Origin of the sequence: Methylobacterium sp. 190mf (genome assembly GCF_900107945.1) — a bacterium.
In the GTDB taxonomy this organism is placed as follows: Bacteria; Pseudomonadota; Alphaproteobacteria; order Rhizobiales; family Beijerinckiaceae; genus Methylobacterium.
Genome location: NZ_FNVI01000007.1, coordinates 108,481 through 125,332, shown reverse-complemented (window position 1 = coordinate 125,332; position 16,852 = coordinate 108,481). Strand labels below are relative to the sequence as shown.

14 protein-coding genes are annotated in these 16,852 nt (G+C 68.7%); all 14 read left to right on the top strand.

The window, feature by feature from the left end:
* Window positions 1-8: 8 nt before the first annotated feature.
* Window positions 9-1,310 (top strand): NADH-quinone oxidoreductase subunit NuoF, encoded by a 1,302-nt coding sequence (nuoF, locus tag C4T42_RS10315; RefSeq protein WP_012319032.1) that lies wholly within the window; start codon window positions 9-11, stop codon window positions 1,308-1,310.
* A gap of 192 nt (window positions 1,311-1,502) precedes the next feature.
* Window positions 1,503-3,584, top strand: coding sequence for an NADH-quinone oxidoreductase subunit NuoG (gene nuoG / locus C4T42_RS10310; RefSeq protein WP_020092239.1), 2,082 nt, complete (start codon window positions 1,503-1,505; stop codon window positions 3,582-3,584).
* Between the two features lie 13 nt (window positions 3,585-3,597).
* Entirely contained in the window at window positions 3,598-4,620 is a 1,023-nt protein-coding gene (gene nuoH / locus C4T42_RS10305; protein WP_020092240.1) for an NADH-quinone oxidoreductase subunit NuoH, read from the top strand.
* Window positions 4,621-4,647: 27 nt separating this feature from the next.
* Window positions 4,648-5,136 carry an NADH-quinone oxidoreductase subunit NuoI gene (gene nuoI / locus C4T42_RS10300; protein ID WP_007560744.1) on the top strand — a complete coding sequence of 163 codons (489 nt, stop codon included), beginning with the start codon at window positions 4,648-4,650 and terminating at the stop codon, window positions 5,134-5,136.
* Between the two features lie 222 nt (window positions 5,137-5,358).
* Window positions 5,359-5,979 carry an NADH-quinone oxidoreductase subunit J gene (locus tag C4T42_RS10295; RefSeq protein WP_020092241.1) on the top strand — a complete coding sequence of 207 codons (621 nt, stop codon included), beginning with the start codon at window positions 5,359-5,361 and terminating at the stop codon, window positions 5,977-5,979.
* Window positions 5,980-6,013: 34 nt separating this feature from the next.
* Entirely contained in the window at window positions 6,014-6,319 is a 306-nt protein-coding gene (nuoK, locus tag C4T42_RS10290; RefSeq protein ID WP_010686008.1) for an NADH-quinone oxidoreductase subunit NuoK, read from the top strand.
* An 82-nt stretch (window positions 6,320-6,401) separates the two neighbouring features.
* Window positions 6,402-8,525 carry an NADH-quinone oxidoreductase subunit L gene (nuoL, locus tag C4T42_RS10285; protein ID WP_020092242.1) on the top strand — a complete coding sequence of 708 codons (2,124 nt, stop codon included), beginning with the start codon at window positions 6,402-6,404 and terminating at the stop codon, window positions 8,523-8,525.
* Between the two features lies 1 nt (window position 8,526).
* Window positions 8,527-10,047, top strand: a complete 1,521-nt coding sequence (locus C4T42_RS10280) for an NADH-quinone oxidoreductase subunit M (RefSeq protein ID WP_020092243.1) — start codon at window positions 8,527-8,529, stop codon at window positions 10,045-10,047.
* 10 nt (window positions 10,048-10,057) lie between these two features.
* Window positions 10,058-11,503 (top strand): NADH-quinone oxidoreductase subunit NuoN, encoded by a 1,446-nt coding sequence (gene nuoN / locus C4T42_RS10275; protein ID WP_020092244.1) that lies wholly within the window; start codon window positions 10,058-10,060, stop codon window positions 11,501-11,503.
* A 7-nt stretch (window positions 11,504-11,510) separates the two neighbouring features.
* Window positions 11,511-12,314 (top strand): biotin--[acetyl-CoA-carboxylase] ligase, encoded by an 804-nt coding sequence (locus tag C4T42_RS10270; RefSeq protein WP_020092245.1) that lies wholly within the window; start codon window positions 11,511-11,513, stop codon window positions 12,312-12,314.
* Window positions 12,315-12,330: 16 nt separating this feature from the next.
* Window positions 12,331-14,004 carry a ribonuclease J gene (locus tag C4T42_RS10265; protein ID WP_012319023.1) on the top strand — a complete coding sequence of 558 codons (1,674 nt, stop codon included), beginning with the start codon at window positions 12,331-12,333 and terminating at the stop codon, window positions 14,002-14,004.
* A gap of 272 nt (window positions 14,005-14,276) precedes the next feature.
* On the top strand, window positions 14,277-14,681 hold the full coding sequence (gene mce / locus C4T42_RS10260; protein ID WP_020092246.1) for a methylmalonyl-CoA epimerase: 405 nt from the start codon (window positions 14,277-14,279) through the stop codon (window positions 14,679-14,681).
* A gap of 5 nt (window positions 14,682-14,686) precedes the next feature.
* Window positions 14,687-15,013 carry a DUF1467 family protein gene (locus tag C4T42_RS10255; protein ID WP_020092247.1) on the top strand — a complete coding sequence of 109 codons (327 nt, stop codon included), beginning with the start codon at window positions 14,687-14,689 and terminating at the stop codon, window positions 15,011-15,013.
* Between the two features lie 508 nt (window positions 15,014-15,521).
* Window positions 15,522-16,847 (top strand): proline--tRNA ligase, encoded by a 1,326-nt coding sequence (proS, locus tag C4T42_RS10250; RefSeq protein WP_020092248.1) that lies wholly within the window; start codon window positions 15,522-15,524, stop codon window positions 16,845-16,847.
* The last annotated feature ends 5 nt before the right edge of the window (window positions 16,848-16,852 follow it).

The window sequence follows — 16,852 nt, the reverse complement described above, 5'->3', positions numbered from 1 at the left end:
GACCTGACATGCTGTCGGATCAGGATCGCATCTTCACCAACCTCTACGGCCTGCACTCGCCGGGCCTGGAGGCCGCCAAGAAGCGCGGCGCGTGGGACGGGACCAAGTTCCTGCTGGAGCAGGGCCGCGACTGGATCATCGAGGAGATGAAGGCCTCGGGCCTGCGCGGCCGCGGCGGCGCGGGCTTCCCCACCGGCCTCAAATGGTCGTTCATGCCCAAGAAGTCAGACGGGCGCCCGCACTACCTCGTGGTCAACGCCGACGAGTCGGAGCCGGGCACCTGCAAGGACCGGGAGATCATGCGGCACGACCCGCATCTCCTGATCGAGGGCTGCATGCTGGCCTGCTTCGCGATGAACGCGCATGCCTGCTACATCTACATCCGCGGTGAGTACGTCGCCGAGAAGCACGCCCTCCAGAAGGCCGTGGACGAGGCCTACGCGGCCCGCCTCGTCGGCCAGTCGAACGTCCACGACTACCCGTTCGACATCTACGTCCACCACGGCGCCGGCGCCTATATCTGCGGCGAGGAGACGGCGCTCATCGAGAGCCTCGAGGGCAAGAAGGGCATGCCGCGGCTGAAGCCGCCGTTCCCGGCCAATATGGGCCTCTACGGCTGCCCCACGACCGTGAACAACGTCGAGTCGATCGCGGTCGCCGGCACGATCCTGCGCCGGGGCGGCGCGTGGTTCGCCGGCCTCGGCGGCAAGAACAACACCGGCACCAAGCTCTTCTGCGTCTCCGGGCACGTCAACAAGCCGTGCAACGTCGAGGAGGAGCTCGGCATCACCTTCCGCGAGCTCATCGACCGCCATTGCGGCGGCATGCGCGGCGGCTGGGACAACCTGCTGTGCTCGATCCCGGGCGGCTCGTCGGTGCCGCTGGTGCCGGCCGAGCAGATCGTCGACGCCAAGATGGACTTCGACACCCTGCGCAACCTGGGCTCCGGCCTCGGCACCGCGGCGGTGATCGTGCTCGACAAGTCCACCGACATCGTCGCGGCGATCACCCGGATCTCGTACTTCTACAAGCACGAATCCTGCGGCCAGTGCACGCCCTGCCGCGAGGGCACCGGCTGGATGTGGCGCGTCATGCAGCGCATGACCGAGGGCCGCGCGCAGAAGCGCGAGATCGACATGCTGTTCGAGGTCACCAAGCAGATCGAGGGGCACACGATCTGCGCGCTGGGCGACGCGGCGGCCTGGCCGATCCAGGGCCTGATCCGGCACTTCCGCCCCGAGATCGAGAAGCGCATCGACCGCTACACCGCCAACCCGCACAGCGAGCCTGTGCCGATGGCCGCCGAGTAAGGGCGCTATGCCGGTGTCCAACCCACAGCCTCATCCTGAGGTGCCTGCGTCAGCGGGCCTCGAAGGAGTCCTCCAGAGATCGCGAGGCGGGCTGGACATCTCCTTCGAGGCTCGGCTGCGCCTCGCACCTCAGGATGAGGGCGTGGGTGGGATCCGGCCTCGCGCGTTTGGGCCAGTTTACGAGACGATCCGATGACAAAAATCCTCGTCGACGGCACCGAGGTCGACGTCCCCGCCGATTACACGCTGCTCCAGGCCTGCGAGGCCGCGGGGGCCGAGATCCCGCGCTTCTGCTTCCACGAGCGCCTGTCGATCGCCGGCAATTGCCGCATGTGCCTCGTCGAGCTGAAGGGCGCGCCGAAGCCGGTGGCCTCCTGCGCCTACGCGGTGAAGGATTGCCGCCCCGGCCCGAACGGCGAGCCGCCTGAGGTGCTGACGCGCTCGCAGGGCACCAAGAAGGCCCGCGAGGGGGTGATGGAGTTCCTCCTCATCAACCACCCGCTCGACTGCCCGATCTGCGACCAGGGCGGCCACTGCGACCTGCAGGACCAGGCCATGGCCTACGGGGTCGATTCGACCCGCTACACGGAGAACAAGCGGGCGGTCGAGGAGAAGCATATCGGCCCGCTGGTGCGGACCGCGATGAACCGCTGCATCCACTGCACCCGCTGCGTGCGCTTCCTCGCCGAGGTGGCGGGCGTGCCCGACCTCGGCGCCATCGGCCGCGGCGAGGACATGGAGATCACGAGCTACCTCGAGCAGTCGATGGCCTCGGAGCTGCAGGGCAACGTCGCCGACCTCTGCCCGGTGGGCGCCCTCGTGCACCGGCCGCAGAGCTACAACGTCCGGCCGTGGGAGCTGAACAAGACCGAGTCGGTCGACGTGATGGACGCGGTCGGCTCGTCGATCCGCATCGACACACGCGGCCGCGAGGTCATGCAGATCGAGCCGCGGATCAGCGAGGAGATCAACGAGGAGTGGATCTCCGACAAGACCCGCTACCACATCGACGGGCTGCGGATGCAGCGCCTCGACCGGCCGTACCTGCGCGAGAACGGCCGGCTGCGGCCCGCCTCCTGGGGTGAGGCGTTCCAGGCCATCGCCGCGAAGGTGAAGGGCACGGATCCGAAGCGCGTCGGCGCGGTCGTCGGCGACCTCGCGGGCGTCGAGGAGATCTTCGCACTCCGCGAGCTGGTCAGGAGCCTCGGCTCGCCGAACCTCGACTGCCGCCAGACCGATGCCGGCCTCGACCCGGCGCTCGGCCGCGCCTCCTACATCTTCAACCCGACCATCCCGGGCATCGAGGCGGCGGACGCGATCCTGATCGTCGGCGCCAACCCGCGCACCGAGGCCTCGCTGCTGAACGTCCGTATCCGCAAGCGCTGGCGCATGGCCCCGCTGGCGGTGGGCGTGATCGGCGAGCCGGTCGACCTGACCTACCCGAGCCACTACATCGGCGCCGGCCCCGACTCACTCGCGGCGCTCGCCCGCGGCGAGCACAGCTTCCTCGAGATCCTCAAGGAGGCGAAGGCGCCGCTCGTCATCGTCGGCGCCAATGCGGCGCCGGGCATCCTGGCCGCTGCCGCCTCCCTCGCGAAGGAGATCGGCGCGGTCTCGGCCGAGGGGAACGGCTTCGGCGTGCTGCACACGGCCGCGGCCCGGGTCGGCGCGCTCGATCTCGGCTTCGTGCCGGGGGAGGGCGGCCTGACCTTCACGCAGATGCTGGAGCCGGGCGCGCTCGACGTCCTGTTCAACCTCGGCGCCGACGAGCGCGACGTCGCCCCGGGCGCCTTCGTGGTCTACCAGGGCAGCCACGGCGACCGCGGCGCCGCCCGCGCCGACGTGATCCTGCCGGGGGCCGCCTACAGCGAGAAGTCGGCGACCTGGGTGAACACCGAGGGCCGGGTCCAGATGGGCAACCGCGCCGCCTTCCCGCCGGGCGACGCCCGCGAGGACTGGGCGATCCTGCGCGCGCTCTCGGACGTGCTGGGCAAGCGCCTGCCGTTCGACTCGCTGACCGCGCTGCGCCGCGCGCTCTACGCCGCCCACCCGCATCTGGCGGCGGTCGGCGCCGTCGAGCCGGGCAACGTGACCGAGGCGGTCGACCGGCTCGCCGGCCTCGGCGGCACCGCGACCGGTCCGGCCTTCGCGTCGCCCGTGACCGACTTCTACCTCACCAACCCGATCGCCCGCGCCTCGCGGATCCTCGCGGAGTGCTCGCGCCTCGCCCGGGAGCGCGCCGCCGAGGCGCAGCCCCTCGCGGCGGCCGAGTAGGAGCTCAAGACCGATGACGCCGCTCGAAATCCTCGGGACCGTGCTCCTGATCGTGCTGAAGAGCTTCGTGCTGCTCTCGGCACTCCTCGTCTTCATCGCCTACGCGCTGCTCGCCGACCGCAAGATCTGGGCGGCGGTGCAGCTCCGCCGCGGCCCGAACGTGGTCGGGCCGTTCGGCCTGTTCCAGTCCTTTGCCGACCTGATCAAGTTCGTGATCAAGGAGCCGGTGATCCCGGCGGGCGCCAACAAGGCGATCTACCTGCTGGCGCCGCTGGTCTTCGCGATGCTCGCCCTGTCGAGCTGGGCGGTGATCCCGCTCGCGGACGGCTGGGCGATCGCCGACATCAATGTCGGCATCACCTACATCTTCGCGATCTCGTCGCTCGGCGTGTACGGCGTCATCATGGGCGGATGGGCGTCGAACTCGAAATACGCCTTCCTCGGCGCCCTCCGCTCCGCGGCCCAGATGATCTCCTACGAGGTCTCGCTCGGCTTCGTGATCATCTGCGTGCTGCTCTGCGCCGGCTCGCTCAACCTCTCGCGCATCGTGATGGCGCAGGACACCAGCCTCGGCCTGTTCGGCTGGTACTGGCTGTGGCTGTTCCCGATGTTCGTGGTGTTCTTCGTCTCGGCGCTCGCCGAGACCAACCGCCCGCCCTTCGACCTGCCGGAGGCGGAGTCGGAGCTCGTGGCCGGCTACATGGTCGAGTACTCCTCGACGCCGTACCTGCTGTTCATGCTCGGCGAGTACGTCGCCATCATGAGCATGTGCGCCCTCGGGACCATCCTGTTCCTGGGCGGCTGGCTGTCCCCGATCCCGTTCGCGCCCTTCACCTGGGTGCCGGGCGTGATCTGGTTCACCCTGAAGGCCAGCTTCCTGTTCTTCCTGTTCGCGATGGTGAAGTCCATCGTGCCCCGCTACCGCTACGACCAGCTCATGCGTCTCGGCTGGAAGGTCTTCCTGCCGATCTCCCTGATCTCGGTCGTCGTCGTCGCCTTCGTGCTCAAGCTGACCGGCCTCGCGCCGGGCGCCTGAGCCCCCCTTCGCATCGGAGATCCGGGCATGAAGCTCGATCAGGTCGCCAAGAGCCTCCTCCTGAAGGAGTTCGTGTCCGGGATGATCCTCGGCATGCGCTACTTCTTCAAGCCGAAGGCCACGATCAACTACCCCTTCGAGATGGGCCATCGCGGTCCGCGCTTCCGGGGCGAGCACGCGCTGCGCCGCTACCCGAACGGCGAGGAGCGCTGCATCGCGTGCAAGCTCTGCGAGGCGATCTGCCCGGCGCAGGCGATCACCATCGAGGCGGGCCCCCGGCGCAACGACGGCACCCGCCGCACGACGCGCTACGACATCGACATGGTGAAGTGCATCTACTGCGGCATGTGCCAGGAGGCCTGCCCGGTGGACGCCATCGTGGAAGGGCCGAACTTCGAGTTCTCGGTGGAGACCCGCGAGGAGCTCCTCTACGACAAGCAGAAGCTCCTGCTGAACGGTGACCGCTGGGAGCGCGAGATCGCCCGCAACATCGCGATGGACGCGCCGTATCGCTGAGCCGTCGTCCCGGGCACCGGTCGCCGGTGCCCGGCAGAAGATGACGCGAAAACAAGGCCCTAGAGCGTCGCACCGGTTCCCGGTTCCGGTGGGATGCTCTAGAGCCATGCCGGGGGCGCTGTTGTGCCCCCGTCGACCGGGTTCTATAGACGGGCCGCCCGCCGCGGACCGTCTCCACGCACGGCAGAAGGGGCCGCTCCGGCGGCCGATCCCGATCAGCGCATGACCGCAGCAGCCGCCTTCTTCTATCTGTTCGCGAGCATCACGGTCGCGTCGGGCTTCATGGTGATCGCCTCGCGCAATCCCGTCGCCTCGGTGCTGTTCCTGATCCTCGCCTTCGTGAACGCCGCCGGACTGTTCGTCCTGATGGGCGCCGAGTTCCTCGCGATGATCCTCGTGGTCGTCTACGTCGGCGCGGTCGCGGTGCTGTTCCTGTTCGTGGTGATGATGCTCGACGTCGATTTCGCCGAGCTGCGCCAGGGCTTCCAGCAGTATCTCCCGATCGGCGCCCTGATCGGCGCGATCTTCTTGGTCGAGATCCTGCTGGTCGTCGGCTCGTGGAGCATCGACCCGGGCCTCGTCCAGGCCCCGCTCGGCAACGTCGCCTCGGCCGAGAACCTCACCAATGCCCAGGCGCTGGGCCGCGTGATCTACACGGACTACGCCTACTTCTTCCAGCTCGCCGGCCTGATCCTGCTGGTCGCCATGATCGGCGCCATCGTGCTGACGCTGCGCGACCGGCCGGGCGTCAAGCGCCAGAACATCGCGGTCCAGAACGCCCGCACCCAGGCCATGGCGGTCGAGACCCGCAAGGTCCCCTCGCGCCAAGGTGTCGAGGTCTGATGCGCGCGCTGATGAGAGCCGGAGGAATCGAACGATGATCGGCCTGAGCCACTACCTCACCGTCGCGGCGATCCTGTTCACGCTCGGCGTGCTCGGCATCTTCATCAACCGCAAGAACATCATCGTCATCCTGATGTCGGTCGAGCTGATCCTGCTCTCGGTCAACATCAACCTCGTCGCCTTCTCGACGCAGCTGAACGACATCACCGGACAGGTCTTCGCCCTGTTCGTGCTGACCGTCGCGGCCGCCGAATCGGCGATCGGCCTCGCCATCCTGGTGGTGTTCTTCCGCAACCGCGGCTCGATCGCGGTGGAAGACGTCAGCATGATGAAGGGCTAGGGCCTTCCCCTTCGCGCGCCCCGAGTGACATCCGGACGCCGCCGCTTCGCGGCCGGCCCGGAGGACGGACTGCAAGAGAGCGATGTATCACGCGATCGTCTTCTTCCCGCTCATCGGCTTCCTGATCGCCGGCCTGTTCGGCCGGTACATCGGGGCGCGGGCCTGTGAGTACATCACCACGTCCTTCCTCGCCTTCACGGCGCTGATCGCCTGGGGCGTGTTCATCGACGGCGGGCCGGCCGAGCGCGTGCAGGTGGCGTCCTGGTTCGCGGCCGGCGACCTCCAGGTCGACTGGGCCTTCAAGGTCGACACCCTGACCCGGGTGATGCTGGTCGTCGTGACCACCGTCTCGACCCTCGTGCACCTCTACTCCGTGGGCTACATGGAGGAGGATCCGCACCGGCCGCGCTTCTTCGCCTACCTGTCGCTGTTCACCTTCGCCATGCTGATGCTGGTGACGGCCGACAACCTCGTCCAGATGTTCTTCGGCTGGGAGGGCGTGGGCCTCGCCTCGTACCTGCTGATCGGCTTCTGGTACGAGAAGCCCTCGGCCAACGCCGCCGCCATGAAGGCGTTCATCGTCAACCGCGTCGGCGATTTCGGCTTCTCGCTCGGCATCTTCCTGGTCTTCGTGCTGACCGGCTCGGTGGCGTTCGACGCCGTCTTCGGCAAGGTCGACGCGATCAAGACGCTGAGCTTCCACCTCCTCGGCTACGACTGGAACGCCCTGACACTGGCCTGCCTGCTGCTGTTCATGGGCGCCATGGGCAAGTCGGCGCAGTTCCTGCTGCACACGTGGCTGCCCGACGCCATGGAGGGCCCGACCCCGGTCTCGGCGCTGATCCATGCCGCCACGATGGTCACCGCCGGCGTGTTCATGGTCGCCCGCCTGTCGCCGCTCTTCGAGGAGGCGCCGAACGCGCTGATCGTCGTGACGGTGATCGGCGGCATCACGTCCCTGTTCGCGGCCACGATCGGCCTCGTGCAGAACGACATCAAGCGGGTGATCGCCTACTCGACCTGCTCGCAGCTCGGCTACATGTTCGTGGCGCTCGGCGTCGGCGCCTACGCGGCCGGCGTGTTCCACCTGTTCACCCACGCCTTCTTCAAGGCGCTGCTGTTCCTCGGCGCCGGCTCGGTCATCCACGCGATGCACCACGAGCAGGACATGCGGAACATGGGCGGCCTGCGCCGCTACATCCCCTACACCAGCGCCATGATGGCGATCGGTTCGCTCGCGCTGATCGGCTTCCCCTACACGGCCGGCTACTACTCGAAGGACGCGATCATCGAGGCGGCCTACGCCTCGACCCGCCCCGGGCACACGCTCGCCTTCCTGTGCACCGTGGTGGCGGCGTTCTTCACCTCGTTCTACTCCTGGCGCCTGTTCTTCATGACCTTCGAGGGCCCGGCCCGCTGGGGCGCCCACGCCGCCCACGATCAGCACCACGCGCCCGCGGTCGCCCACGCGACTACGGCCCACGCGACCATGGCCCACGAGGCCGACGGCGCGCCCGGGCACACCGAGGGCGTCGCCCACGACGACAAGGGCCACGACATCGAGCCGGCCCACAAGAGCGACCTCGTCGCCGACGACCACCACGGGCACGGCCACCACGGCGACCACACGCCCCACGAGAGCCCGCTGGTGATGACGATCCCGCTGGCGATCCTCGCCTTCGGCGCGCTGTTCGCCGGGATCATCTTCCACAACCGCTTCATCGGCGAGGGGATGGAGGCATTCTGGGGTCACGCACTGGCGCACGGCCCGAACAACCACATCATGCACGAGATCCACGACGTCCCGGCGCTGGTCTCGTACTCGCCACTGATCATGCTAATCCTCGGCTTCGTCGTGGCCTACTGGATGTACATCCGCCGGCCGGAACTGCCGGGCGCGCTCGCCGCGCAGCAGCCGTCGCTGTACCGGTTCCTGCTGAACAAGTGGTACTTCGACGAGATCTACGACCGGATCTTCGTCCGCCCGGCCAAGGATTTCGGCCTGTTCCTCTGGAAGCAGGGCGACGGCCGGATCATCGACGGCCTCGGGCCGAACGGGATCGCGGCGCGCGTCGTGGACGTGACCCGCGGGGTGGTCCGTCTCCAGACCGGCTACGTCTACCACTACGCCTTCGTCATGCTCATCGGCGTCGCCGGCCTGATCAGCTGGTACCTGATGTCCGGCCTGCCCAAGGGTGCACACTGACATGCTCGGCCTCGGCATCCTCTCCGGCCTGCTGATCGTGCCGCTCTGCGGCGCGGCCTTCATCCTCACGCTGAACGGCGACGAGGAGTCGGTCGCGCGCAACAGCCGCTGGGCCGCGCTCGCCACCACGATCGTCACCTTCCTGCTCTCCCTGGTGGCGTGGAGCCGCTACGACACCGCCTCGTCGAGCTTCCAGCTCGTGGAGAGCCACGCGTGGCTCACCGAGACGATCCGATTCAAGCTCGGCGTCGACGGCTTCTCGATGCCGCTGATCCTGCTGACCACGTTCCTGATGCCGTTCTGCATCGGCGCCTCGTGGCACTCGATCCACTTCCGGGTGAAGGAGTACTTCGTCGCCTTCCTCGTCCTCGAGACGACGATGATCGGCGTCTTCGCCGCCCTCGATCTGGTGCTGTTCTACCTGTTCTTCGAGGCCGGCCTGATCCCGATGTTCCTGATCATCGGCATCTGGGGCGGCGCGCGCCGGGTCTACGCCAGCTTCAAGTTCTTCCTCTACACCCTGCTCGGCTCGGTGCTGATGCTGCTCGCCGTGATGGCGATGTACTGGCAGGCCGGCACCACCGACATCCCGACCCTGCTGCAGTACCGCTTCCCGGTGCAGATGCAGACCTGGCTGTGGCTCGCCTTCTTCGCCTCCTTCGCGGTGAAGATGCCGATGTGGCCGGTCCACACCTGGCTGCCCGACGCCCACGTGGAGGCGCCCACCGCCGGCTCGGTGATCCTGGCGGGCATCCTCCTGAAGATGGGCGGCTACGGCTTCATCCGGATCTCGCTGCCGATGCTGCCGGTGGCGAGCCACGACTTCGCGCCCTTCGTGTTCGCGCTGTCGGTGATCGCGATCATCTTCACGTCACTCACCGCGATGATGCAGACCGACATCAAGAAGCTGATCGCCTACTCGTCGGTGGCCCATATGGGCTTCGTGACGCTGGGGCTGTTCACCCTGAACGAGCAGGGCATCCAGGGCGCGCTGTTCCTGATGATCTCCCACGGCATCGTGTCGGGGGCGCTCTTCCTCTGCGTCGGCGTCGTCTACGACCGGATGCACACCCGCGAGATCTCGGCCTATGGCGGCCTCGTGAAGCGGATGCCGCTCTACGCCGTGGCCATGATGGTGTTCACGATGGCCAATGTCGGCCTGCCGGGCACCTCGGGCTTCGTCGGCGAGTTCCTGGCCATGCTCGGCGCCTTCAAGGCGAACCCGAACGTGGCGTTCTTCTCGACCTTCGGCATCATCCTGTCGGCGGCCTACGCCCTGTGGCTCTACGCCCGGGTGATCTACGGGAAGCTGGAGAAGCCGAATCTCCAGGGCATCCTGGATCTCGACACCCGCGAGAAGATCATCCTGGCGCCGCTGGTCGTCCTGACGATCTACTACGGCGTTCACCCGGCCCCCGTGCTCGACGTGTTCGCGCCCTCGACCGACGCGCTGATGGCGAGCATCAAGACCGCGCTCTCGAACACCCAGACGGCCGCCGCGGCGCTGCCGATCCCGCGCTGAGGCGGACACCATGACAACCGTCCACTCCGTCCTGCCCTCGCTGGCGCCGCTCATGCCCGAGCTGATCCTCGGCGTCGGCGTCATGGGCCTGATCCTCTACGGCGCGTGGCGCGGCGACCGCTCCGCCGAGACCGTGAGCATCGGCGCCCTCGCCCTGCTCCTCGTCGCCCTGTCGGTGGTGATCTCGCAGCCGGTGCACGGCCGGGTCACGACCCTGTCGGGCGCGTTCGTGTCCGATTCCTTCGCCAAGGTGATGAAGTCGCTGGTGCTGCTCGGATCCGCGGCGACGATCCTGCTGGCGCACGACTTCTTCAAGCGCGAGCGCATCGACCGGTTCGAGTTCCCGGTCCTGATCGTGCTCTGCACCATCGGCATGATGGTCATGGTCTCGGCCAACGACCTGATCGCGCTCTACCTGGGCCTGGAGCTGCAGTCGCTCGCCGCCTACGTGATCGCCGCCTTCCACCGCGACGACGTGAAGTCCACCGAGGCCGGCCTCAAGTACTTCGTGCTCGGCGCGCTCTCCTCCGGCATGCTGCTCTACGGCGCCTCGCTGGTCTACGGCTTCACCGGCACCGTCTCGTTCCCCGGCATCGTCTCGGCGCTCAACGAGAATGCCGGGTTCGGCATCGTGCTGGGCATCGTGTTCCTGGCGGCCGGCGTGTGCTTCAAGCTGGCGGCCGTGCCGTTCCACATGTGGACGCCCGACGTCTACGAGGGCTCGCCGACCCCGGTGACGGCCTTCTTCGCCTCGGCGCCCAAGATGGCCGCCGTGGCGATGACCGTGCGGGTGTTCATCGGCGCGATGCCGGACGTGACGGCGATCTGGCAGCAGATCTTCATCTTCGTCTCGATCGCGTCGATGGCGCTCGGCTCGTTCGCGGCGATCGGGCAGACCTCGATCAAGCGCCTGATGGCCTACTCGTCGATCGGCAATATCGGCTACGCGCTGATCGGCCTGGCCTCCGGCTCGGAGGAGGGGATCAGCGGGCTCGTCACCTACATGATCATCTACCTCGCGATGACGCTCGGCACCTTCGCGATCATCCTGTCGCTCCGGCGCCGGGACGTGATGTTCGAGAAGATCGAGGACCTGTCGGGCCTGTCGCGGACCCATCCGTGGCTCGCCTTCTGCCTCGCCGCGATGATGTTCTCGCTGGCCGGCATCCCGCCGCTCGCCGGGTTCTTCGCGAAGTTCTACGTCTTCGCCGCCGCCATCAAGGCGGGTCTCGTGACGCTGGCGGTGATCGGCGTGGTGACCAGCGTGGTGGGCGCCTACTACTACCTGCGCGTCGTGCGGATCATGTACTTCGACGAGCCGAAGGAGCCGTACGAGGCGATGGCCCCGGGCCTGCGCATCGTGCTCGCCCTGTCGAGCGTCGTGGTGGTGCTGTTCTTCCTGCTGCCCGGGCCGCTGGTCGGCGCCGCCGGCCGGGCCGCGAAGTCGCTGTTCTAGGACGGCCTTGACCTACCGACTCGGGCCCTCGGCGCGCGCCGAGGGCCACCGCCTGCACGTCCACGACACCCTCGGCTCCACCAACACGGAGGCCGTGGCGCGCGCGCGCGCCGGCGAGACAGGCCCGCTCTGGGTGGTGACGCACCGCCAGGAGGCGGGCCGCGGTCGGCGGGGCAACAGCTGGTCCTCGCTCCCCGGCAACCTCGCGGCGAGCGTGCTCTGGCCGGTCGCCGGGGTCGCGCCGGACCACCTCGCCGAGTTGGGCTTCGTGGCCGGCCTCGCCCTGATCGAGGCGCTGGAGGCGGCCTGCGGCACCCTGCCGGATACCGGATCCGGCGCCGGGGCCCGATCTTTTCAGCTCAAATGGCCGAACGACGTGCTGCTCGGCGGGGCGAAGCTCGCCGGCCTGCTCCTGGAGGCGGAGACGCTCCCGGGCGGGCGGCGCGCCGCGGTCATCGGCTTCGGCGTGAACGTCGCGGCGGCGCCGGAGGGCTTCGGGGCGGCGAGCCTGGCGGCGGCGGGTTACGCGTGCGGCGCCGAGGCGCTACTGGAACATCTCTCGGACCGGGTGGCCGCGCGGGCGCGCGCCTGGGACCGGGGACGGAATTTCGCTGACCTGCGCGCGGCCTGGCTCGCGCGGGCCGCGGGTCTCGGATCGGAGATCGCGGTGCACAGCGGCGGTCACATCCTGCGGGGCGTGTTCGAGACGATCGACGAGGGGGGGCGGCTCGTGATCCTCGCCCCCGACGGGAACCGGCATACCGTGACGGCGGGCGAGGTGCATTTCGGATCGGCCGCGACGGCGGCCTGAGTTTGGACGACGACAGATGGTTAAGGGACAGGAGGAGCTGGTCTTCCTGCCGCTCGGCGGCGTGGGCGAGATCGGGATGAACGCGGCACTCTACGGGTTCGGCCCGGAGAAGGGCCGGAAGTGGATCATGGTCGATTGCGGCATGGGCTTCGCCGGCGAGGAGCAGATGCCGGGCGTCGACCTGATGTTCCCCGACCTCTCCTTCATCGAGGAGCGGCGCAAGGACCTGCTGGGGATCTTCATCACCCACGCGCACGAGGACCATATCGGGGCGATCTCGGAGCTGTGGCCCCGGCTCAAGGCGCCGGTCTACGCGACCCGCTTCGCCAAGAACCTGCTGGAGACCCGGCGCCTGTCCGAGCCCGGCGCCCCGAAGGTCGAGCTGCGGGAGGTGAAGCCCGGGCGGCGCGTGACCGTCGGGCCGTTCGAGCTCGAGTACGTGCCGGTCTCGCACTCCATCCCGGAATCGAACGCCATCGCCATCCGCACCGCGGCGGGCCTCGTCCTCCACACTGGCGACTGGAAGATCGACCCGACCCCGGTGGCCGGCTCGGTGACGTCGCCGGAGGCGTTCACGGCGCTCGGGGACGAGGGCGTCCTCGCCATCGTCTGCGACTCGACCAACGTCGTGCGCGAGGGCTTCTCGCCGAGCGAGAAGACCGTCGCCGAGACGCTGAAGACGCTGATCGCGGACGCGCCGCACCGGGTCGCCGTGACGACCTTCGCGTCCAACGTGGCGCGCATCCGCGCGGTCGCCGAGGCGGCGGCCGCCTGCGGGCGGGAGGTCATCGCGGTCGGCCGCGCCATGGACCGGGTGATCGACGTGGCCCGCGAGTGCGGCTACCTCGACGGCCTGCCCGAGTTCCGCCGCTCCGATTCGTGGAAGAGCCTGCCGCGGGAGCGCGTCGTCGCGCTGCTCACCGGCTCACAGGGCGAGCCGCGGGCGGCGCTCGCCCGCGTCTCCCGCCGCGACCACCCGGATATCAGCCTCACCGCCGGTGACCAGGTGATCTTCTCCTCGCGCGCCATCCCGGGCAACGAGCGCGATGTCGGCTCGATCATCAACGACCTGATCGAGCAGGGCGTCGAGGTGATCACCGACCGCACCGACCTCGTCCACGTCTCCGGCCACCCGCGCCGGGACGAGATGGTCGAGATGTACCGGTGGACCCGCCCGGGCACCGCGATCCCGGTCCACGGCGAGGCCCTGCACCTCGACGAGCACGCCCGCTTCGCGCGGGCGCAGGGCGTGCAGAACGTGGTCAAGGCCCGCAACGGCAGCCTGATCCGTCTGAGCCCCGGCAAGCCCGAGGTGATCGACCACGTGAAGGCCGGCCGCCTGTTCAAGGACGGCGACGTCCTGATCGACGAGAAGGACCGGGCGATCCCGGAGCGGCGCAAGCTGATGCAGGCCGGCCTGGTCTCGGTGGCGATCGCTATCGACGAGGACGGCGTCGTGCTCGGCGAGCCGGCGGTGGACATCATCGGCCTGCCGAACCGCGGCCGGTCCGGCGAGCCGCTGATCGAGACCGTGGTGGACGCGGTCTCCCGCACCCTGTCGGGGATGTCGCGGGGCAAGCTCAAGGACTCGGAGAGCGTCGAGAAGACGGTCGACCGGGCGGTGCGCACCGCGGTCAACGAGGTGTGGGGCAAGAAGCCGGCCTGCCACGTGCAGGTGGTGGAGGTGTGAAGCTGGCTGCCGATAGCGGTTGGCTGTAATCTAGACGGAGCCGAAGCAGCCGATCATCCGATCGGCTGCCGGACAGGGCCCGGGTTCCCTCTCGCGCACGGGAGAGGGACAGGGTGAGGGGGACAGGTTCTGCCGGAGAGGGCTCGTCCCTCACCCCAACCCTCTGCCGCACGGGAGAGGGGGCCGGTCGCGTCCGCGCGTACGGGCGGAGCCTTCCCCGCGAACGAACGAAGCTCCCGGACAGGGGGCCAGAATGCCGGGGAGGAAACATCATGATCGGCCGTCTCAACCACGTGGCCATCGCCGTGCAGGATCTCGACGCCGCCTGCGCGGTCTACCGCGACACGCTGGGCGCGACGATCACCGCGCCCCTGCCGCAGCCCGAGCACGGCGTCACCGTCGTGTTCGTCGAGCTGCCGAACAGCAAGATCGAGCTGATGTCCCCTCTGGGCGAGGGCTCGCCGATCGAGTCCTTCGTGGCCCGCAACCCGGGCGGCGGCATCCACCACGTCTGCTACGAGGTCGACGACATCCTGGCCGCCCGCGACCAGCTCAAGGCGCAGGGCGCCCGGGTGCTCGGCACCGGTGAGCCGCGGATCGGCGCGCACGGCAAGCCGGTCCTGTTCCTGCACCCCAAGGACTTCCTCGGCACCCTGGTCGAGCTGGAGCAGGTGTGAGCCGGATGATGAACGCACTGGCCCGCTCGACGCCGGTGACCCTGGCGGCGATCACCGTCCTGATCGCCGCCTTCGTGGCGGCGGCGGTGAGCCTGTTCAAGCTGACGGTGGGCGGGGCGATCGCCCTCTACTTCGTGGTCTGGTGGACGCTGCTCTTCGCGGTCCTGCCCCTGCGCAACCAGCCGGAGACGCGGCCCAGCCACGTGGTTCCGGGCCAGGATCCCGGCGCGCCGGCAGCGCCGCGACTGCGCGAGAAGGCGATCTGGACGACGCTGGTCGCGGGCGCCGCCTTCCTGATCGCCCTGGCGGTGTTCCCGCTGACCGGACTTTAGGACGGCTCTGAGCGGCGATCCGGGAGACGCCCCGCGTCGGGTCACGGCCCGGGAAACCAGATGGGCGCGGGCCCTCCCGGTGGTCCGACACGGCCGCGCCGACCGGACCCAAGAATAAAAAAAGCAAGGCCCGAGGCCTTGCTTTCAAGCTTCACTGGCTCGACCTTGAAATATCCCTCGCATTGGCTGCGGGGCGGTCGCTTTTCCTCCCGAGACTCGGACCTTGCGCCACCTCTTCCGGGCGTCGCAAACATCGCCGGACGCTTATAGGAACAACAATTCGTGTTGTCACCGGGTCTGCGAGAAAAATCTGCGCTTTCTTGCCGGCAAATGGGCATACCGCTTTCCGCCTAGGCAGCGGCCTCAGCGCGGCCGGGCCGCCGCCTCCGGTTCGCCGCGATTACGCCCCGCCGTGGTCGCGCAGTGCTTGTAATTTGCGTCTCCGGCGTGTTGTGTGCCGGCGCGCCGCGGCTCCTCCCGGCCGATCCTCTTCCAAGACTCTGACGACATGCGTCTCTCCCGCTATTTCATGCCGACCTTGCGCGAGACGCCCAAGGAAGCCGAGATCGTCTCGCACCGGCTGATGCTGCGCGCCGGCCTAGTCCGCCAGGAAGCCGCCGGCATCTACGCCTGGTTGCCGCTGGGCCTGCGGGTTCTGGAGCGCGTCTGCGCGGTGATCCGGCGGGAGCAGGACCGGTCCGGCGCCGTCGAGATCCTGATGCCGACGGTGCAGTCCGCCGAGCTGTGGCGGGAATCCGGCCGCTACGACGCCTACGGCAAGGAGATGCTGCGCCTGAAGGACCGGCACGACCGCGAGATGCTCTACGGCCCCACAGCCGAGGAGATGGTCACCGAGATCTTCCGGGCGAGCGTGCGCTCCTACAAGGACCTGCCCAAGAACCTCTACCAGATCTCGTGGAAGTTCCGCGACGAGGTGCGGCCGCGCTTCGGCACGATGCGCTCCCGCGAGTTCCTGATGAAGGACGCCTACTCGTTCGATTTCGACCAGGCCGGCGCGCGCCACGCCTACAACCGGATGTTCGTGGCGTACCTGCGGACCTTCGCGGGCCTCGGCCTGAAAGCGATCCCGATGCGCGCCGATACCGGCCCGATCGGCGGCGACCTGTCCCACGAGTTCATCATCCTGGCGAAGACCGGCGAGAGCGAGGTCTTCTGCGACAAGGCCTATCTCGACTTCGACATCCCGCCGGCGACCGTCGATTTCGACGACGTCGCCGCCCTCCAGGGCATCGTCGATGCCTGGACCTCGCACTACGCGGCCACCGAGGAGATGCACGAGCCGGCGGCCTTCGCGGAGGTCCCGGAGGACAACCGCATGGCGGCCCGCGGCATCGAGGTCGGGCACATCTTCTACTTCGGCACCAAGTATTCCGAGCCGATGGGCGCCAAGGTCGCCGGTCCGGACGGGATCGAGCGGCCGGTCCATATGGGCTCCTACGGCATCGGGCCGAGCCGGCTGGTCGCCGCCATCGTCGAGGCCAGCCACGACGAGGCCGGGATCATCTGGCCGGACTCGGTCGCGCCGTTCGACGTCGCCCTGATCAACCTCAAGGTCGGGGACGCGGCCACCGACGCCGCCTGCGCGCAGATCCAGTCCGACCTGGAGACCGCCGGCCTGTCGGTGCTCTACGACGACCGCGACGAGCGCCCCGGCGCGAAGTTCGCCACCGCCGACCTGATCGGCCTGCCCTGGCAGGTGATCGTCGGGCCCAAGGGCCTAGCGGAGGGCAAGGTCGAGCTGAAGCGGCGTGCCGGCGGCGAGCGCGAGAGCCTCGCGACCGTCGATCTGCTGGCACGCATCCGGCGCGTCTGAGGCGT